Origin of the sequence: Streptomyces sp. NRRL F-5755 (genome assembly GCF_001279365.1) — a bacterium.
Lineage (GTDB): Bacteria > Actinomycetota > Actinomycetes > Streptomycetales > Streptomycetaceae > Streptomyces > Streptomyces rimosus.
This window is the reverse complement of record NZ_LGCW01000268.1, coordinates 21,071-40,104: the sequence shown is the minus strand read 5'-3', so window position 1 is coordinate 40,104 and position 19,034 is coordinate 21,071. Positions and strand designations below refer to the sequence as shown.

The window sequence follows — 19,034 nt, the reverse complement described above, 5'->3', positions numbered from 1 at the left end:
ACGGCCCACGGCAGACCTCAGCGCACACCTAGGAGACGACCGGTGGTCAGCAGCGATCAACGGCGGCGGCAGCTCGCCCGTGAGAAGTACGAGCGCCAGCAGCAGCGGCGGGACGCGGCCCGGCGCAAGGCCAAGCGCCGCAATGTGATCGTCGCGTCGGCCCTGGCGGTCGCGCTGGCCGCGGGCGCGGCGGCGTACGCCTCGGTCGGGCTGGCCGGCGGCGACGGCAGCACCACGGACGCCGCGGCGCCGAGCCCGGGCAAGGCCGCCGACCCGTGCGGCAAGCCGGCCCCGGGCTCCCCCTCCAAGAAGACCTGGAAGAAGGAACCGGAGATGTCCGTCGACACCTCCGCCGCCTACGCGATGAAGCTGGAGACGACCTGCGGCGACATAGGGATCAAGCTGGACGCCGCGAAGGCGCCGCACACCGTCAACTCCTTCCGTTTCCTGGCGGGCGAGAAGTTCTTCGACCACAGCAAGTGCCACCGCCTGGTCGACGAGGGCATCTACGTCCTGCAGTGCGGTGACCCGACCGGCACCGGCGCGGGCACGCCCGGCTACACGATCCCGGACGAGAACCTGAAGGACCCCAAGCTCAAGGGCGACGTCTATCCGGCGGGCACGGTCGCGATGGCCAACCGCTACGACGGCAAGAGCGACAAGACCCGCAACAGCGGCGGCAGCCAGTTCTTCCTCGTCTACCAGGACAGCAAGCTGCCCCCGAACTACACGCCCTTCGGCACGATCACCGAGGGCATGGACGTCCTGAAGAAGATCGCCGGGGCGGGCTCGACGCCCGATCCGTCGACGGGCAACACCGCGCCCAACGCGACGGTGGTGATCAACCGGGCGACGGTCGCCAGATCCTGACCGGCGCGCCCCCGGGCGCGCCGGAGCCGCCCGCGCGGTGTGCGAACCGCGAAATTTCGGTCGCGCTGGATGCGGACAGCCGGCCCGCCGGTCGCCTAGATTGGCGTTGTGTAGGGTGCCTGCTCCGACGGCTGCCACCCGCACCCGCAAGACACCCGTCGGACCGGCCGGGGCGCTGCCCCGCCGGACAGAAACTGTGGACGATGCCGGGGGGCGACGCGCCCCGTCGGCATCATGTGGAGGAGGCGCTGTGAGCAGCGACCCATGGGGCCGCGTCGACGAGACGGGGACCGTGTACGTGCGTACCGCCGACGGCGAGCAGGTCGTCGGATCGTGGCAGGCGGGAACCCCCGAAGAGGCCCTCGCCTACTTCGAGCGCAAGTATGAGGGCCTGGTCGTCGAGATCGGCCTCCTCGAACGGCGGGTCAGGACCACCGACCTGTCCGCCAAGGACGCGATGGCCGCGATCGGCCATCTGCGGCAGCAGGTCGACGAGCACCACGCGGTGGGCGACCTCGACGCCCTGCGCAAGCGGCTGGACCAGCTGGTCGCCGATGTCGAGGCGCGCCGCGAGGAACGCAAGGCCCAAAAGGCGCGGCAGAGCGACGAGGCCCGGCAGGCCAAGGAGAAGCTGGTCGCCGAGGCCGAGGAGCTGGCGGCCAGCGAGCAGTGGCGGGCGGCCGGCGAGCGGCTGCGGGCCCTGGTGGACTCCTGGAAGAGCCTGCCGCGCCTGGACCGCAAGTCCGACGACGAGCTGTGGCACCGCTTCTCGCACGCCCGCTCGGCGTTCTCCAAGCGGCGCAAGGCCCACTTCGCCTCGCTGGACGCCCAGCGCGAGGAGGCCCGCAAGACCAAGGAGCGGCTGGTCGCCGAGGCCGAGGCGCTGTCCGGCTCGACGGACTGGGGGCCGACCGCGGCCCGCTACCGCGAGCTGATGGCGGACTGGAAGGCCGCGGGCCGCGCCCAGCGCGAGCACGAGGACGACCTGTGGAACCGCTTCCGCGGCGCCCAGGACATCTTCTTCCAGGCGCGCAGCGAGGTGTTCGCGGAGCGCGACGCCGAGCAGCGGGAGAATCTGACGCGCAAGGAGGAGCTGGTCGCCGAGGCCGAGAAGCTGCTCCCCGTCCAGGACCTGAAGGCGGCGCGGGCCGCGTTCCGTTCGATCAACGAGCGGTGGGAGGCCATCGGCCACGTACCGCGGGACGCCCGTCCGAAGATCGAGGGCCGGATGCACGCCGTCGAGCGGGCCATCCAGGAGTCCGAGGAAGCCGAGTGGCGGCGCACCAACCCCGAGGCGCGGGCGCGTGCGGCGGGTCTGACCGGACAGCTCCAGGACGCGGTCGACAAGCTGCAGAAGCAGATCGACGCGGCGCGCGCGGCGGGCAACGACGCCAAGGCGGACAAGCTCGCCCGCGAGCTGGAGGGCCGGCAGGCACTGCTGGACCAGGCCCTGAAGGGTCTTGAGGAGTTCGGCGGCTGAGCGGCCGTACGCGAGGGCCCCGGTACGGAGATCCGTACCGGGGCCCTCGTACGTGGTCGTTGCCTACGGCCGGCGGGCCGACGTCACGCGGTACACGTCGTACACGCCCTCCACGCTCCGTACCGCCTTCAGGACGTGCCCCAGATGCTTCGGGTCGCCCATCTCGAAGGTGAAGCGGGAGGTGGCCACCCGGTCGCGGGAGGTCTGGACGGCCGCGGACAGGATGTTGACGTGCTGGTCGGAGAGGATGCGGGTGACGTCCGACAGCAGCCGGGAGCGGTCCAGCGCCTCGACCTGGATGGCGACGAGGAAGACCGAGGACTGGGTGGGCGCCCACTCGACGTCGAGGATGCGCTCCGGCTGCTTGGACAGCGAGTCGACGTTGACGCAGTCGGCGCGGTGCACCGAGACGCCGTTGCCGCGGGTGACGAAGCCGATGATCGGGTCGCCCGGCACCGGCGTACAGCAGCGGGCCAGCTTCACCCATACGTCGTCGACGCCCTTGACCACCACGCCCGGGTCGGCGCTGGAGCGCCGCTTGGAGCGCGGGCGGATCGGGGTGGACTCGGCGATGTCCTCGGTCGCCTCGTCCTGTCCGCCGAGCGCCTGGACCAGCTTCTGTACGACGCTCTGCGCCGTGACATGGCCCTCGCCGATGGCGGCGTACAGGGACGAGATGTCCGGGTAGCGCATCTCGTGGGCGAGGGTGACCAGCGAGTCGCCGGTCAGGATGCGCTGGATCGGCAGGTTCTGTTTGCGCATCGCGCGGGCGATGGCGTCCTTGCCCTGCTCGATGGCCTCGTCGCGGCGCTCCTTGGAGAACCACGCGCGGATCTTGTTGCGGGCGCGCGGCGACTTCACGAAGCCCAGCCAGTCGCGGGACGGTCCCGCGCCGGGCGCCTTGGAGGTGAAGACCTCCACGAGGTCGCCGTTGTCCAGGGTCGATTCGAGCGGTACGAGCCGCCCGTTGACCCGGGCGCCTATCGTCCGGTGGCCGACCTCCGTGTGGACGGCGTACGCGAAGTCCACGGGAGTGGCACCGGCGGGCAGCGCTATGACGTCCCCCTTCGGCGTGAAGACGAAGACCTCGTTGCGGGACAGGTCGAAGCGCAGCGACTCCAGGAACTCGCCCGGGTCCTCGGTCTCCTTCTGCCAGTCCAGCAGCTGGCGCAGCCACGCCATGTCGTTGACGGCATCGTCCTTGTTCTTCGGTACGTCGGTCCGCACCTTGGACGCGCCGGCCACGGCTTCCTGCTTGTACTTCCAGTGCGCGGCGATGCCGTACTCCGCGCGCCGGTGCATGTCGAACGTACGGATCTGGAGCTCGACCGGCTTGCCGCTGGGACCGATCACGGTCGTGTGCAGCGACTGGTACATGTTGAACTTGGGCATCGCGATGTAGTCCTTGAACCGCCCCGGGACCGGATTCCACCGGGCGTGGACGGTGCCGAGCGCCGCGTAGCAGTCGCGGACGGTGTCGACGAGGACGCGGATGCCCACCAGGTCGTAGATCTCGGCGAAGTCGCGGCCCCGCACGATCATCTTCTGGTAGACGCTGTAGTAGTGCTTGGGCCGGCCGGTGACGGTGGCCTTGATGCGCGCCGCGCGCAGGTCGGCCTGGACCTCGTCGGTCACTATGGCCAGATACTCGTCCCGCTTGGGGGCGCGCTCGGCGACGAGCCGCACGATCTCGTCGTACATCTTGGGGTAGAGGATCGCGAAGGCGAGGTCCTCCAGTTCCCACTTGATGGTGTTCATGCCCAGGCGGTGCGCCAGCGGAGCGTAGATCTCCAGCGTCTCGCGGGCCTTCTTCTCCTGCTTCTCGCGCTTGAGGTAGCGCATGGTGCGCATGTTGTGCAGCCGGTCGGCCAGCTTGATCACCAGGACCCGCGGGTCCTTGGCCATCGCCACGACCATCTTGCGCACGGTCTCGGCCTGCGCGGCCTCACCGAACTTGACCTTGTCCAGCTTGGTGACGCCGTCCACCAGCAGCGCGACCTGGTCGCCGAAGTCGCGGCGCAGGGTGTCCAGGCCGTATTCGGTGTCCTCGACGGTGTCGTGCAGCAGGCCCGCCATGAGGGTGGCCGGGTCCATGCCCAGCTCGGCGAGGATCGTGGTGACCGCGAGGGGGTGGGTGATGTACGGGTCGCCGCTCTTGCGCTTCTGGCCGCGGTGCCAGCGCTCGGCGACCTGGTAGGCGCGCTCGACCTGCCGCAGCGTGGCGGCCTCGATCTTCGGGTCGTTGCTGCGCACGATCCGCAGCAGCGGTTCCAGGACGGGGTTGTACGGGCTCTGCCGCTGCACGCCGAGGCGGGCCAGGCGGGCCCGTACCCGGTTCGAGGAGCCCGAGCGGCCGGTGTAGACGGGCGGGGCGGGCTTGGCCGGTACGGGCGACGCGGCGGGCCGGACGGCGGGCGGCTGGGACCTGGGCACACCGGTGCCGTCGCTCTGCTTCTGCGCCTTCTGCGTTCCCGAGGCGGCCGCGTCCGCGGGGCCGGGCCGGTCCGGGTGGGCGGACTGCGACGCCCCCGGGCGGAGTCCGGGAGAAAGCGGCTGGGCCTCGTCTGGCAAGAGCACTCCTCAAGGCGGTCCGGACCTCAAGACCACGAACCTGGTCAGGGTGCCATGGTAGCGACCTCGGAGCCGTGGCTCCTGGGCAGCCTCCGGATCTTTATCTGGCGACAGATCACAACAAAAGGGCATCCGGAATTGTTTCCGAGCGCTCTTTTGCCTGCGCGTTACGAAGGGACTCGGGCCGCGCCGGACGCCCCCGGCACCGGACCCGGCGGCTCCGGTTCCCCGTACGCCGGAGCGGGCCCCGGGATGATCCCGGGGCCCGCTCCGCTACGGCGTTGTCACCTCAGACCGTGATCAGGGCCTCCGTCGGAGCGCCCTTCAGGCCCGCCTCCAGCCGCTGCCGCCCGGCCAGGAAACCCAGCTCCAGCAGGACCGCGACGCCCGCGACCTCGGCCCCGGCCCGGCGGATGAGCTCCAGCGACGCCTCGGCCGTACCGCCGGTGGCCAGCACATCGTCGATGACCAGCACCCGGTCGCCCGGCTTGAGCGCATCGGCGTGTATCTCGATCTCGGCCGTGCCGTATTCCAGGTCGTACGCCTGCCGGAGCGTCGCCCCGGGCAGCTTGCCCGCCTTGCGTACGGGCACGAAGCCGATGCCGGCCCGTACGGCCACCGGAGCGGCCAGGATGAACCCACGCGCCTCCAGGCCCACGACCTTGTCGGCCGCGTACTGCTCGCACAGCGCGGCGAACGCGTCGGTCAGCGCGCCGAAGGCGGCCGGGTCCGCGAGCAGCGGCGTGATGTCCTTGAAGACCACGCCGGGCTTCGGATAGTCGGGCACGTCCGCGATACGGCTGAGCAGCAGCTCCCGCAGACCCTCGGGGGCGCTCATCGGCGCTTGCCCGACGGGCGGCCGCGGCCCCGGCCCCGGGACGCGGGCTGGTGGCGCCGGCCGGCCATGCCGCTGCCGGCCGCCGCCGTGTCCTCGGCGTCGTCCGCGTCCTGCGGCGCGTCCTCGTCCACGGCGTCCGCCGCGGCGTCCTCCGGCCGCTCCGGCCCGCCGGCCTTGGCGGCAGCCGCGGCGCGCTTCGCGCGAACCCGCTTGGCCAGCGCCTTCATGGCCGGGTCGCGCTCCTTGAGGTCGGCGACCAGCGGGGTCGCGATGAAGATCGAGGAGTACGCGCCGGCCGCCAGGCCGACGAACAGGGCGAGCGAGATGTCGTTGAGCATCCCGGCGCCGAGCAGGCCGCCACCGACGAAGAGCAGACCGGCGACCGGCAGCAGCGCCACGACCGTGGTGTTGATGGACCGCACCAGGGTCGAGTTGATGCTGCGGTTGGCCAGCTCGCTGTAGGTGTAACGGGTCTGCTTGGTGGCGTCCCTCGACGCCTCCTTGAGGCTGTCGAAGACCACGACGGTGTCGTAGAGCGAGTAACCGAGGATCGTCAGCAGACCGATGACGGTGCCCGGGGTGACCTCGAAGCCGACCAGCGCGTACACACCGACGGTGATCGTCAGGTCGTGGATCAGCGCGATCAGGGCCGCCAGCGCCATCCGCCACTCGAAGGCGATGGCCAGGTAGATCACCACGAGGATCATGAAGATCCCCAGGCCCATCCACGCCTTGTTGGCGATCTCCTCACCCCAGCTGGGGCCGACGAGCTGGGTGTTGATGTCCTTGACCGGGACATTCAGGTCCTTGGCCAGGGCCTCCTGCACCGGCACGGACTGCTCGGTGTCCAGCTCGCTGATCTGGATGCGCAGACCACCGTTGCCGAGCTTTTGCACCATGGCCTGGTGGCCCTCGGCCGCGGCCTCGGCCTTGTGCTCCGCCTCGGAGGAGGACACGCTCGTCGACGGCGTGGTGAAGACCGCGCCACCGTTGAACTCGATGCCCAGGTTCATGCCGCGCACCGCCAGGCCGACGATGGCCGTGATGGTGATCAGGATCGAGATGCCATACCAGATCTTCCGCTTGCCGATGAAGTCGTAACCGACCTCACCGCGGTAGAGCCGGGCGCCGATGTTGCCGAGCTTCGACATCTCACGCCTCCTTCGTCTCGGTGGGGGCGGTGGTGCGACGGCGGCGCAGCGGCGGCTTGGCGCCCAGGCGCTTGGGGTCCAGTCCCGACCAGGGGTGGCCGCCGGCGAAGAACTTCCGCCGGGCCAGCAGGGTCATCAGGGGCTTGGTGAAGAGGAAGACCACGACGATGTCCAGGAGCGTGGTCAGGCCCAGCGTGAACGCGAAGCCCTTGACCTTGCCGACGGTGACGATGAACAGCACGAACGCGGCCAGGAACGACACGAAGTCGGAGACCAGGATGGTGCGCCGGGCCCGCGGCCAGCCGCGTTCGACGGCCGGGCGCAGCGTGCGGCCCTCGCGGATCTCGTCCCGGATGCGTTCGAAGTAGACGATGAAGGAGTCGGCGGTGATGCCGATGGCGACGATGGCGCCGCAGACGGCCGGCAGGTTCAGCGCGAAGCCGATGGCCGGGCCCAGCAACGTCATGATCGTGTACGTCAGGACCGCGGAGACCGCGAGGCTCGCGAGCGCGACCAGGGCCAGGCCGCGGTAGTAGGCGACCAGGTAGACGACGACCAGCGCGAGGCCGATGGCGCCCGCGATCAGGCCCGCCTGGAGCTGCTCGCCGCCGAGCGCCGCGGTGACCGTGGTCTCGTCGGCGATCTTGAAGGAGAGCGGCAGGGCACCGTAGGACAGCATGTTCGCCAGGTCCCCGGCGCTCTTCTGGTCGAAGCCGCCGGAGATGGTGGCCTGTCCGCCGGGGATGGCCTTGCTGACCGACGGGGCGGAGATGGTCTGGCCGTCGAGCACGATGGCGAACTGGTTCTGCGGCTGCGCCTTGGCGGCGAGCTTGCCGGTGACGTCCGCGAACTTCTTGCCGCCGGCGCCGGTGAAGTCCATCTGGACGATCCAGCCCTGGCCCGACTGGGCCTCGAACACCGCGGAGGCGTCCTTGACATCGGTGCCCTCGACGGCGACCGGGCCCAGCGCGTACTTCTGCGTGCCGTCCTCCTTGCAGGAGACGACCTGGTCGGTGGGCTTGGCGTTGGCGGCCTTCTCACTGGCCTGCGAGCGCGCCTGGGGGGTGGAGCAGTCCAGGTCGGCGAACTGCTTCTGCAGCGCGGCCGGGATCTGGTCACCGCCCGTGGAGGGCTGCGGCGACGCGGAGTCGCCCGGCTTGGCCGAGGGGCTGCCGGAGGCGCTCGGCGTCTCGGACGGGCCCTTCTTGAGGGCGCTGGTCACGGCGCGGCCCTGGGTGGTGTTGCTCGCGGACGGCGTCGCGGAGGGCTTTCCTTCCGCCTTCTCGCCGTCCTTCTTGTCGTCGCCCTTCTTCCCGTCGTCCTTCTTGCCGCTGCTCGCGGAGGGGCTCGGGGTGGCCGACGGCGTCTTCGTACCGGCGGTGGCGGCCAGCACCGGCCGGAAGCCGAGCTGAGCGGTGGTACCGACCTGCTGGCGGGCCTGCTTCGCGTCCGTCCCCTTGGGGATGTTGACGACGATGTGGTTGGTGCCCTGGGTCTGGACCTCGGCCTCGGACACACCGAGACCGTTGACCCGCCGCTCCATGATGCCCGCGGCGGTCTTCATGTTGGTCTCGTTGATCGCGTTGGGCTTGCCGGGCTGGTTGCGGGCCTGGAGCGTGAAGCTCGTGCCGCCCGCGAGGTCGATGCCCAGCCTGGGCGTCGAGGTCCCGGAGGCGAACATGCCGCCGACCAGCGCCACCATGGCGATCACGATCAGGACCAGGGTGCGCCCCGGCCTTCCCTGGCCCCCAGGAGACCTGCGGCCCTTTTTCGGTGCTGCCACCTTCTCGTATCTCCCTGTCCAACCGCCCGGCACGGTGCCGTGCCGGGCGGCCACGAAGTGTAGTGGGGACGTGCCCCCGCCGGAGCCTAGACCGTCCGGGAACCGCAGCGCACCGCTCGAACGGCGCGCCGCGGTTCCTTCGGCGCGTGGCTACTTCGCGTCGGCGCCGCCGTCCTTCTTGTCGGCCTTGCCCGCCTGCGTGCCGGTGCCGGCCTCGTCGGCGGCCTCGGTCTTCTCCGCCGGCTCGGCGGCCTCGGCCTTCTCGGCGTCCTTCGCGTCGGCGGCGGGCTCGGACTTGGAGAGGTCAGCCTTCGGCGACTTGTCCAGGTTCGCGGGCTTGTCGTCGGCCTTGTCGTCCGCGGCGGTGGCGGCCGGGGCGGCCTCGGTCAGCGAGGAGGCGTCGTCCGGGACGACCGGGTGGTCCTTGCCCTCGGCACCGTCGAGGATGCGGTTGTACTCCTCGTCCGCGAGGACGGCGCCGACCGCGTTCTTGGCGTAGAGGGCGTGCACGCCCGGGGCCACCTCAAGGAGGACGGTGTCGTCGTGGATCTCCTTGACGGTGGCGTACATGCCCCCAATCGTCCGGATGCCGGTGCCGGGCTGCATCTCGTCGCGCATCTGCGCCGCCTGCTGCTGCTTCTTCTTGGCGGAGCGGGTCATCAGGAACATGGCCCCGATGAGGACGATGAAGGGGAGGAGAGTCACGATACTCACGGGACGGAAATCCTTCGCACGACCGCGGCGCGGCGGTCTGATATACGGGGGTGGGAATGCCGGACCATACGGTCGGCATCGGCGGAGTCTAAGCGAGTCCGCACCAGTGGAACAACGCCCAGCATGGCACCGCGGTTCCTGACCCGGCGAGTCCCCGCGCCGTCACGCCCCGAAGAGGCCCTGCTGCCCGGTTCCCCCTGCCTGCTGGTGGGGCGGGGTCAGGCCCAGGTGGGTCCAGGCGGCGGGGGTGGCGATGCGGCCCCGGGGGGTACGGGCGAGCAGGCCCTCCCGTACGAGGAACGGTTCGGCGACCTCCTCGACGGTCTCACGCTCCTCCCCCACCGCTACGGCCAGGGTGGACAGGCCCACCGGGCCGCCGCCGAACAGCTTGAGCAGCGCGCTCAGCACCGCCCGGTCCAGGCGGTCCAGGCCGCGGCCGTCGACCTCGTAGACGTCCAGGGCCTGGGCGGCGGTCTCGCGGGTGATCACGCCGTCCGCCTTGACCTGGGCGTAGTCGCGCACGCGGCGCAGCAGGCGGTTGGCGATGCGGGGGGTGCCGCGGGAGCGCCCGGCGATCTCCGCGGCGCCCTCGGCTTCTATGTGGACGTCGAGCAGTCCGGCGGAGCGGTGGATGACGCGTTCCAGTTCGCCGGGGGCGTAGAACTCCATGTGGCCGGTGAAGCCGAAGCGGTCGCGCAGCGGCGGGGGGAGCAGGCCGGCCCGGGTGGTGGCGCCGACCAGGGTGAAGGGCGGCAGCTCCAGGGGGATGGCGGTGGCTCCGGGGCCCTTGCCGACGATCACGTCGACGCGGAAGTCCTCCATGGCCATGTAGAGCATTTCCTCGGCGGGCCGGGACATCCGGTGGATCTCGTCGAGGAAGAGCACCTCGCCCTCCTGGAGGGAGGACAGGATGGCGGCCAGGTCGCCGGCGTGCTGGATGGCGGGGCCGGAGGTGATGCGGATCGGGGCGCCCATCTCGGCGGCGATGATCATGGAGAGGGTGGTCTTGCCGAGGCCGGGGGCGCCGGAGAGCAGGACGTGGTCGGCGGTGGCGCCGCGGGCGCGGGCCGCGCGCAGCACCAGGTCGAGCTGTTCGCGCACCCGCTCCTGGCCCACGAACTCATCGAGGTCCTTGGGGCGCAGGGCGGCCTCGACCGCGGTGTCCTCGCCGTCCGCGTCGGACCCCACCAGCCGGTCGCGCTGCTCCGTACCGCCCTGGAGCTCGGTGGGCTCGTCCCAGTTCACTGCGTCCTGCCTCACGTGGTCGTACCGGCGCGGTCGGCCGGCTTCGCGTCGCGGTTCTTACGGGGGTGGCCGGGGCTGCCGGTCCGGGTCCGCACGGCGCTCACCGGGCCCGGTTCAGCGACTGGAGGGCCGCCTTGAGCAGCTGCGACACCTGCGGTGCCGCGCCCTCGGCGAGCGCCGCCTCGGCCTGCGGCGCGACGGCGGCCACCGCCTCGTCGGCCTCGCGGGTGGCGTACCCGAGGCCGATCAGCGCGGCGTGCAGCTGGTCGCTCCACCCGGCCGTCACGGCGCTGCCGACGCCCGCCGCGCCCGTGCCGACGGGGGCGCCGAGCCGGTCCTTCAGCTCCAGCAGCAGCTTCTGGGCGCCCTTCTTGCCGATGCCGGGCACGGCCGTGAGCGTCTTCTCGTCGCCGTTGGCGACGGCGCGGCGCAGCGTGTCCGGGGAGTGCACCGCGAGCATGGCCTGCGCCAGCCGCGGGCCCACGCCGCTGGCGGTCTGCAGCAGCTCGAAGGTCTGCCGCTCGTCGTCGTCCGCGAAGCCGTACAGGGTGAGCGAGTCTTCCCGTACGACAAGGGAGGTGGCCAGTTTGGCCTGCTGGCCGACGCGCAGTCCGGACAGGGTGCCGGGGGTGCACTGCACGGCCATGCCGATACCGCCGACCTCCACGACGGCGGTGTCCGGGGCCAGGGCCGCGACCGGGCCGGAGACGAAGGCGATCATCGGGTGCCCTTCTGGGGTGCCTCGGAGCGCGGTCCGAGAGCGCGTGCGGGAGTACGTCGGACGCCGGCCGGCGCCGGGCGGGCCCGGGCGGCGGCCTGGGCCTGCTGGAGGCGGCCGGCCGCGTGGGCCTGCTGGAGGCGGTTGACGGCGGGGGCGCGCCAGATGTGGCAGATGGCCAGCGCGAGCGCGTCCGCCGCGTCGGCCGGTTTCGGCGGCGCGTCCAGCCGGAGCAGCCGGGTGACCATGGCTCCGACCTGCGCCTTGTCGGCGCGGCCCGAGCCCGTCACGGCGGCCTTGACCTCGCTGGGGGTGTGCAGCGCGACGGGCAGCCCGCGGCGCGCCGCGCACAGCATGGCGACCGCGCTGGCCTGGGCGGTGCCCATGACCGTACGGACGTTGTGCTGGCTGAAGACGCGCTCGACGGCGACGCAGTCGGGCCGCTGCTCGTCGAGCCATTCCTCTATGCCGCGCTCGATGAGGACCAGGCGGTGCGCGATGTCGGCGTCGGCGGGCGTCCGTACGACGCCGACGCCGGCCATCGTGAGCGGGCGGCCCGCGACGCCGTCGACCACGCCGACGCCGCAGCGGGTCAGCCCCGGGTCCACCCCCAGCACCTTCATCGGCCCGCTCCCCCACTTCTCCTGTTGGACCAACTGTTCGACTCGGGGCCGTGTCGCCCCTGATCAGCACAGTATCGGCTGCCACTGACAACGCAGAACGGGCCGGCGGGGTGTGTCCCCGCCGGCCCGCCACGTGCGCGGCCGTCCGCCCGTCAGGCGTCGACCTTGGCCATGACCTCGTCCGGGACGTCGAAGTTGGCGAAGACGTTCTGCACGTCGTCGCTGTCCTCCAGCGCGTCGATCAGCTTGAAGATCTTGCGCGCGCCCTCTTCGTCCAGTTCGACCTGCATGGTCGGCACGAAGTTGGTGTCGGCCGAGTCGTAGTCGATGCCCTCCTTCTGGAGCGCGGTGCGGACCGCGACCACGTCGGTGGCCTCGCTGAGCACCTCGAAGGACTCACCGAGGTCGTTGACCTCCTCGGCGCCCGCGTCCAGGACCGCGGCCAGCACGTCGTCCTCGGTCAGCTCGCCCTTGGGGACGATCACCACGCCCTTGCGGTTGAACAGGTAGGACACCGAGCCCGGGTCGGCCATCGAACCGCCGTTGCGGGTCATGGCCACGCGGACGTCGGAGGCCGCGCGGTTGCGGTTGTCGGTCAGGCACTCGATGAGCACCGCGACACCGTTCGGGCCGTAGCCCTCGTACATGATCGTCTCGTACTCGGCGCCGCCGGCTTCGAGACCGCCGCCGCGCTTGATCGCCGAGTCGATGTTCTTGTTCGGGACCGACTGCTTCTTCGCCTTCTGGACGGCGTCGTAGAGCGTCGGGTTACCGTCCAGGTCGACGCCGCCCATACGGGCCGCGACCTCGATGTTCTTGATCAGCTTCGCGAAGAGCTTGCCGCGCTTGGCGTCGATCACGGCCTTCTTGTGCTTCGTCGTAGCCCATTTAGAGTGGCCGGACATCCGCCTGTCTCCTTCGCGTAACCAGATTGAGAAACGAACGCCACAGATCCTACCGGGACGGGATCGGGCCGCCGCACACGCGAGGGCGGCGGCCCGGGCCCTGCGGGACCGTCAGGCGCGGCGCACCATGTCCACGAAGGACGCGTGCACCCGGTGGTCGCCGGTGAGTTCCGGGTGGAAGGACGTGGCGAGGACGTTACCCTGCCGCACCGCCACCGTGTGCCCGTCGTACGTGGCCAGGACCTCGACGGCGGCGCCCGTCGACTCCACCCAGGGCGCCCGGATGAAGACGCCCTCGACCGGCCCGCCCGCGACGCCGGCCATCTCGACGGCCGCCTCGAAGGACTCGTTCTGCCGCCCGAACGCGTTACGGCGCACGATCATGTCGATGCCGCCCAGGGTCTCCTGGTCGGCGCGCCCGTCCAGCAGCTTGTCGGCCAGCATGATCATGCCCGCGCAGGTGCCGTAGACCGGCTTGCCGGAAGCCACGAACTCCCGCAGCGGCTCCAGCATCCCGAAGACGACCGCCAGCTTGGACATGGTCGTGGACTCGCCGCCCGGTATGACCAGGCCGTCGACCTCGGCCAGTTCCTCCGGCCGGCGCACCGGCCTGGCCAGGGCGTCCGCGGTGGCCAGAGCCGTCAGGTGCTCGCGCACATCGCCCTGGAGGGCCAGCACGCCGATGGTGGGGTTGCTCATCCGTCCGTCGCTCTCCCGCTCGCCGTTCCCTCGTGTCCGGGTCCGCTCACCAGCCGCGGTTGGCGTAGCGCTCGGCCTCGGGGAGGGTGTCGCAGTTGATGCCGACCATGGCCTCGCCCAGGTTGCGGGAGACGTCCGCGACGACCTTCGGGTCGTCGTAGAAGGTGGTGGCCTTCACGATGGCGGCGGCGCGCTTGGCCGGGTCGCCGGACTTGAAGATGCCGGAGCCCACGAAGACGCCCTCGGCGCCGAGCTGGCGCATCAGCGCGGCGTCGGCCGGTGTGGCCACACCGCCGGCGGAGAACAGCACGACCGGCAGCTTGCCCAGCTCGGCGACCTCCTTGACCAGCTCGAACGGGGCGCGCAGCTCCTTGGCGGCGGCGTACAGCTCGTTGTTGTCACAGCCGCGCAGCTTGGCGATCTCACCCTTGATCTGACGCAGGTGGCGCACCGCCTCCACGACGTTGCCGGTGCCGGCCTCGCCCTTGGAACGGATCATGGCAGCGCCCTCGGCGATACGGCGCAGGGCCTCGCCCAGGTTGGTCGCGCCGCAGACGAACGGGGTGGTGAAGGCCCACTTGTCGGAGTGGTTGACCTCGTCGGCCGGGGTGAGGACCTCGGACTCGTCGATGTAGTCGACACCGAGCGACTGCAGGACCTGGGCCTCCACGAAGTGCCCGATACGCGACTTGGCCATCACGGGGATGGAAACCGCCTCGATGATGCCGTCGATCATGTCCGGATCGGACATACGGGCCACGCCGCCGTCCTTGCGGATGTCCGCGGGGACCCGCTCCAGGGCCATCACCGCGACGGCGCCGGCGTCCTCGGCGATCTTCGCCTCCTCCGGCGTGACGACATCCATGATCACGCCGCCCTTGAGCTGCTCGGCCATGCCGCGCTTGACGCGGGCGGTTCCGGTCTCGGGCGTACCGGCGGCAGCGGTGGCGGACGTGGCGTTGGGCGTGGTGGACACGGTATGACCTCACTCGGTGCAGGCGGATGTACTCCGCCGCCCACACAACCCTTTGCCGGGGGCCACTGAAAAGGGCCAATTGCAAGGCGGTGGCTCGTGGCCCGCCCGGATCACCGGCCCGCCGACCGGTCCCCCAGAACAGCCGGCGGCTCGTCGTCCATCTCGAAGGCCATCGGAAACGGCGCATGGCCCGCGAGCCGGAACCACCGCACCACCCGATGGCGGCGCACCGCACGGGCCGCCCGTACGGAGTCGTTGTGGAACCGCCGCGCCATCGGAACCCGCCGCACCGCCGCCGTCAGCTCGGTGACCGTCTGCTCCCCCCCGGGCGCCTCCCGTACGGCCTCCAACTGCCCCTCGTCGTCGAAGACGGCCCGCAACGCCTGGCTCAGCCCGCTCTCCGCCACCTCCCGCTGCTCCTCGGCCGCCTGCCGCGCCTCGTGCGCCGCCTCGTAGAGCACGATCGACGCGGCCGGGTCGAGCAGCCCCGACGTCCCCAGCTCCTGGGCCACCGAGGCACGGCGCAACAACTGCGCGTCCAGCGCCGCGCGGGCCGCGTCGATACGCGCGTGCAAACGGTCCAGCCGCCCCGCGGTCCAGCTCAGATAGACGCCGATGACGACAAGGGCCGCCGCGATCCAGATCAAAGTGGTCACGCCGGATCACAGTACCGGCCGCCCCGCTTCAACCCGTGGGTGGACGCCGGAGGTGGAGAAGGGCCCACGGGAACCGACCCGTACTCCGATCCGCCCGACGGGCCCCGTCCCTAGCGTTTCCGGCACCCGTTCGCACCGGCCAGGAGACCCACCCATGCCTCAACCCAACAAGCGCCACGGCCCCTGGGGCCCGCTGGCCCGCTCCCTCACCATCAACGCCGTACTGCCCCTCGCACTCTTCTACGCCCTACGCGCGCAAGGAGCCGAACAGTGGCTGGCCCTACTGCTCAGCAGCGCAGTCCCTGCCCTCCGCGTGGTGTGGACCCTGGCCACCGGCCGCCGCACGGACAGCATCGACCTGTTCGTCGCCGGCCTGCTGGCCATATCCGCCGCCACATCACTGATCAGCGGCAGCCCACGCGTACTCCTGCTCAAGGACGTAGGCATGTCGGTGGCACTGGGCGCGTGGATAACGGGCTCACTGCTCACACAGCGCCCGTTCGCCTACCACTTCGGGATTCGACTGGGAGGCGATTCCGCCGAGCGCAACCGTCTCTGGGAGTCGTCCCCCGCCCTACGCCAGGAGCTGCGCAAAATCACCGCGATATGGGGCGGAGGCCAACTCCTCGACGCGACCGTAGGAGTCATCACCGCCCTGACGCTCCCCGTAGACGTGGTCCCGCTGATAGGCCGCTGCCAGACAGCCGTCGTACTGGGCGCCACCGTACTGATCCCCCTCCGCCGAGCCCGCCGCTTCCGAGCCCGGCACGGCGTATCCCTACTGGGCATCCGCCCCAGTCACCAGGAGCCCCACCGGCCCGCACTCGCCAAACCGACGGGAGGGGGTGTGCAGGGGGACACTCCCCGCATGCGCGGACCAGGACCCCCTACTCCCGAGCCAACCCCCACCGCCCCCGAAACCCCCCCCGCTCATCCGTAGCCACCGCCGCAGCCCCCGAAGCAACCGTCTCGTACACCGCAAGAATGTCGGCCCCGACAGTCCCCCAGTCGAACCGCCGCACATGCCGACTCCCCCGCTCCCGCAGCTCCGCCAGACGCGCCGGATCACCGAGAAGACGCACAGCCGCAGCGGCGAGCGCCTCCGCCGACTCATTGGCGAACAACTCCCCCGCCTCCCCTTGATCCAGAACCTGCGCGAACGCGTCAAGATCACTGGCAAGCACCGGCGCCCCCGCCGACATCGCCTCGACGAGAATGATCCCGAACGACTCGCCACCGGTGTTGGGCGCGACATACAGATCCACGCTGCGCAGCAGCCGCGCCTTGTCCTCGTCGCTGACCATCCCCAGGAACTCCACCCGCGACCGCAGCTCGGCGGGCAGTTCCGCGACGGCTTCCTCCTCGTCACCGCGACCGGCGACCAGCAGCCGCGCGTCCGGAACCTCCGCGAGGATCCGCGGCAGCGCCCGCATCAGGACGGGCAGTCCCTTGCGGGGCTCGTCGATGCGTCCTATGAAGCCGATCGTGCGGCCCTGCCACTCCGGCCGCGGCTCGGCCCGGGCGAAGAAGTCGACGTCGACGCCGTTGGGGATGACCACCGCGTCGCCCCCGAGGTGTTCGACCAGGGTGCGCCGCGCGTACTCGCTCACCGCGATCCGCGCGCTGATCTTCTCCAGCGCGGGCTGCAGGATCGGATACGCCGCGATCATGACGCGGGAGCGCGGGTTGGAGGTGTGGAAGGTGGCCACGATCGGGCCCTGCGCGGCCCAGCAGGCGAGCAGCCCGACCGACGGCGTGCCGGGTTCGTGGATGTGGATGACGTCGAAGGCGCCGTCGTGCAGCCAGCGGCGGACCCGGGCGGCCGACAGGAAGCCGAAGTTGAGCCGGGCGACCGAGCCGTTGTACCGCACGGGTACGGCGCGTCCGGCGGAGACCACGTACGGCGGCAGCGGTGTCTCGTCGTCCGCCGGGGCGAGGACCGACACCTCGTGGCCCAGGCGGATCAGATGCTCGGCCAGATCCCGTACGTGGAACTGGACGCCCCCGGGGACGTCCCACGAATACGGACAGACAATTCCGATCCTCAAGACCGCTCCGTCCGCCGCGCGCCCGCGGGCGCCCCATCCATACCCGACGCACCGCCGTCCGGCACGTCCGTCCGCCGCGCGGGCTCGCGCGGCTCCAGGTCACCGAGCCACAACCGCTGCAACATGTGCCAGTCCTGAGGATGATCGGCGATGCCGGAGGCGAACGCGTCGGCCATCATCTGCGTCATGGCCGCGGCCTTCTCCGCGCGGGTCCCGGTCTGGGGCACCTCGATCTCCGGGTGCACCCGCCCCCGCATGACCGGGCTCTCGTCGTACCACAGGGTGACCGGCAGCAGCATCGCCCCGGTCTGCACCGCGAGCATCGCGGGTCCGGCCGGCATCTTCGCGGCCTCGCCGAAGAACTTCACCTCGATGCCGGAGGCGGACAGGTCGCGGTCGGCGACCAGGCAGACCAGGCCGCCGGCCCGCAGCCGCCGGGCGAGGGTGCCGAACGCGGCGCCGCCGGTGTGCGGCAGCACCTCCATGCCCAGGCCCTCGCGGTAGGCGACGAACCGGTCGTAGAGCGATTCCGGCTTGAGGCGTTCGGCGACGGTGGTGAAGGGCACGCCCAGCTTGGTGGTGACCCAGGCGCCCGCGAGGTCGTAGTTGCCCATGTGCGGCAGGGCGAGGATGACGCCGCGGCCGCTCTTGAGGCCGTCCACCAGGTGGTGCACGTCGGCCGGCGCGAAGCCGCCTTTTATCCGCTCCTTGCTCCAGGCCGGCAGCCGGAAGGACTCCATCCAGTAGCGCAGGTAGGAGCGCATCCCGGCGCGGGAGAGCTGGGCGAGGCGCTGCGGGGTGGCGTCCGGTACGACGCGTGCGAGGTTGGCCTCCAGGCGGAGGATTCCCTTGCCGCGCCGTTTCCAGACGGTGTCGGCGATCCGCCGGCCCAGCGCCTTCGCGGCCGGTTCGGGCAGTTTTCTGACCGCTTTCCAGCCGAGGGCGTATGCCCCGTCGGTCAGCTTCTCGCGGTCGATGATCGTGCGGGTACGGTCGGGGACCGTACGAGTCGGGCGCGTCACGCGCTGTTCCCCCCTTGTGCGATGGCGTCGGCCTCGGCGGACTCCCGGCGTACGGTCACCACGCGCTGGGCGAGGGTGACGGCGCTGCCGACGGCCACCACCCACAGCGCGACCGGCAGCAGGTACTGCACGCCGGGTACCCCGAAGGCGTGCAGCCCGGCGAGGCCGGCCGCGACGAGCGTGATGACCAGCCGCTCGGCCCGCTCCACGAGTCCATTGACGTCGACCGGCAGTCCGATGCTCTCGCCCCGGGCCTTGGTGTACGAGACCACCTGCCCGCTGGCCAGGCAGAAGATCGCCACCGCGCAGAGCCACAGGCTGTCGCCGGCCCCCGCGTACCAAAGGGCCAGCCCGCCGAAGATCGCCGAGTCGGCGACCCGGTCGAGGGTGGAGTCGAGGAAGGCGCCCCAGCGGCTGGACCGGCCCAGCTGCCGCGCCATGTTGCCGTCCACCAGGTCGGAGAAGACGAACAGGGTGATGACGATCGTGCCCCAGAAGAACTCGCCGAGCGGGAAGAAGACCAGGGCCCCCGCCACCACACCCCCCGTGCCGACGAGGGTGACCGCGTCCGGGCTGACCCCGAGGCGGATGAGCAGGGCGGCGAATGGCGTGAGGACACGCGTGAAGAATGCACGCGCGTACGTGTTCAGCATGGCCTTCCCGAAAGGTCGATACGGGCCGCGCGGTCAAGGGGCCACCGGCTGGCCCATCGTAGCCAGGCGGCACCCGCGTACC

At 71.1% G+C, this 19,034-nt stretch carries 18 protein-coding genes; 3 read left to right on the top strand and 15 right to left on the bottom strand.

What is annotated here, in order from left to right; translation table 11 throughout:
* Nucleotides 1-42: 42 nt before the first annotated feature.
* Both ADK86_RS24580 and ADK86_RS24575 read left to right on the top strand, forming a co-directional pair.
* Nucleotides 43-870, top strand: coding sequence for a peptidylprolyl isomerase (locus ADK86_RS24580; protein WP_053698540.1), 828 nt, complete (start codon nucleotides 43-45; stop codon nucleotides 868-870).
* Nucleotides 871-1,120: 250 nt separating this feature from the next.
* The gene (locus ADK86_RS24575) at nucleotides 1,121-2,350 is read left to right on the top strand and encodes a DUF349 domain-containing protein (RefSeq protein WP_053698539.1); all 1,230 of its coding nucleotides are present in this window, start codon (nucleotides 1,121-1,123) and stop codon (nucleotides 2,348-2,350) included.
* A 63-nt stretch (nucleotides 2,351-2,413) separates the two neighbouring features.
* Here the strand turns inward: ADK86_RS24575 and ADK86_RS24570 are convergent, their stop codons facing one another.
* From ADK86_RS24570 to ADK86_RS24515, 12 genes are all read right to left on the bottom strand, one after another.
* Nucleotides 2,414-4,921, bottom strand: coding sequence for a RelA/SpoT family protein (locus tag ADK86_RS24570; protein WP_030375449.1), 2,508 nt, complete (start codon nucleotides 4,919-4,921; stop codon nucleotides 2,414-2,416).
* Between the two features lie 289 nt (nucleotides 4,922-5,210).
* The gene (locus ADK86_RS24565) at nucleotides 5,211-5,759 is read right to left on the bottom strand and encodes an adenine phosphoribosyltransferase (protein ID WP_030590583.1); all 549 of its coding nucleotides are present in this window, start codon (nucleotides 5,757-5,759) and stop codon (nucleotides 5,211-5,213) included.
* Complete coding sequence (gene secF / locus ADK86_RS24560; protein ID WP_053698538.1) at nucleotides 5,756-6,910, bottom strand: protein translocase subunit SecF; 1,155 nt, start codon at nucleotides 6,908-6,910, stop codon at nucleotides 5,756-5,758. Before secF ends, ADK86_RS24565 begins: the two co-directional genes overlap by 4 nt.
* Nucleotide 6,911: 1 nt before the next feature.
* Entirely contained in the window at nucleotides 6,912-8,693 is a 1,782-nt protein-coding gene (gene secD, locus ADK86_RS24555; protein ID WP_053698537.1) for a protein translocase subunit SecD, read from the bottom strand.
* A gap of 150 nt (nucleotides 8,694-8,843) precedes the next feature.
* A complete protein-coding gene (gene yajC / locus ADK86_RS24550; RefSeq protein WP_053698536.1) occupies nucleotides 8,844-9,407 on the bottom strand; it encodes a preprotein translocase subunit YajC in 564 nt (187 codons plus the stop codon).
* Between the two features lie 162 nt (nucleotides 9,408-9,569).
* Nucleotides 9,570-10,652, bottom strand: a complete 1,083-nt coding sequence (gene ruvB, locus ADK86_RS24545; RefSeq protein WP_053698535.1) for a Holliday junction branch migration DNA helicase RuvB — start codon at nucleotides 10,650-10,652, stop codon at nucleotides 9,570-9,572.
* Nucleotides 10,653-10,752: 100 nt separating this feature from the next.
* On the bottom strand, nucleotides 10,753-11,373 hold the full coding sequence (gene ruvA / locus ADK86_RS24540; protein WP_030590566.1) for a Holliday junction branch migration protein RuvA: 621 nt from the start codon (nucleotides 11,371-11,373) through the stop codon (nucleotides 10,753-10,755).
* Nucleotides 11,370-11,993: a crossover junction endodeoxyribonuclease RuvC gene (gene ruvC, locus ADK86_RS24535; protein ID WP_053698534.1), complete on the bottom strand. Its 624-nt coding sequence runs from the start codon at nucleotides 11,991-11,993 to the stop codon at nucleotides 11,370-11,372. Before ruvC ends, ruvA begins: the two co-directional genes overlap by 4 nt.
* Before the next feature lie 152 nt (nucleotides 11,994-12,145).
* Nucleotides 12,146-12,898 carry a YebC/PmpR family DNA-binding transcriptional regulator gene (locus ADK86_RS24530; protein WP_030590561.1) on the bottom strand — a complete coding sequence of 251 codons (753 nt, stop codon included), beginning with the start codon at nucleotides 12,896-12,898 and terminating at the stop codon, nucleotides 12,146-12,148.
* A 111-nt stretch (nucleotides 12,899-13,009) separates the two neighbouring features.
* Nucleotides 13,010-13,597 (bottom strand): pyridoxal 5'-phosphate synthase glutaminase subunit PdxT, encoded by a 588-nt coding sequence (pdxT, locus tag ADK86_RS24525; protein WP_053698533.1) that lies wholly within the window; start codon nucleotides 13,595-13,597, stop codon nucleotides 13,010-13,012.
* 46 nt (nucleotides 13,598-13,643) lie between these two features.
* Entirely contained in the window at nucleotides 13,644-14,573 is a 930-nt protein-coding gene (gene pdxS, locus ADK86_RS24520; protein ID WP_003984813.1) for a pyridoxal 5'-phosphate synthase lyase subunit PdxS, read from the bottom strand.
* Between the two features lie 110 nt (nucleotides 14,574-14,683).
* Entirely contained in the window at nucleotides 14,684-15,229 is a 546-nt protein-coding gene (locus ADK86_RS24515) for a membrane protein (RefSeq protein WP_030590554.1), read from the bottom strand.
* A gap of 154 nt (nucleotides 15,230-15,383) precedes the next feature.
* Between ADK86_RS24515 and ADK86_RS41310 the strand changes: the two genes are divergently transcribed.
* On the top strand, nucleotides 15,384-16,169 hold the full coding sequence (locus ADK86_RS41310) for a VC0807 family protein (RefSeq protein WP_234346010.1): 786 nt from the start codon (nucleotides 15,384-15,386) through the stop codon (nucleotides 16,167-16,169).
* On the opposite strand, the gene ADK86_RS24505 is transcribed toward ADK86_RS41310, so the two are convergent.
* The 3 genes from ADK86_RS24505 to pgsA are packed head-to-tail and all read right to left on the bottom strand — an operon-like array spanning nucleotide 16,117 to nucleotide 18,952.
* A complete protein-coding gene (locus ADK86_RS24505) occupies nucleotides 16,117-17,277 on the bottom strand; it encodes a glycosyltransferase family 4 protein (RefSeq protein ID WP_053698531.1) in 1,161 nt (386 codons plus the stop codon). The genes ADK86_RS41310 and ADK86_RS24505 overlap by 53 nt on opposite strands.
* A complete protein-coding gene (locus ADK86_RS24500) occupies nucleotides 17,274-18,299 on the bottom strand; it encodes a phosphatidylinositol mannoside acyltransferase (RefSeq protein ID WP_053698530.1) in 1,026 nt (341 codons plus the stop codon). Before ADK86_RS24500 ends, ADK86_RS24505 begins: the two co-directional genes overlap by 4 nt.
* A complete protein-coding gene (gene pgsA / locus ADK86_RS24495) occupies nucleotides 18,296-18,952 on the bottom strand; it encodes a phosphatidylinositol phosphate synthase (protein ID WP_030590543.1) in 657 nt (218 codons plus the stop codon). The genes ADK86_RS24500 and pgsA overlap by 4 nt, the downstream gene beginning before the upstream one ends.
* Nucleotides 18,953-19,034 lie beyond the last annotated feature (82 nt).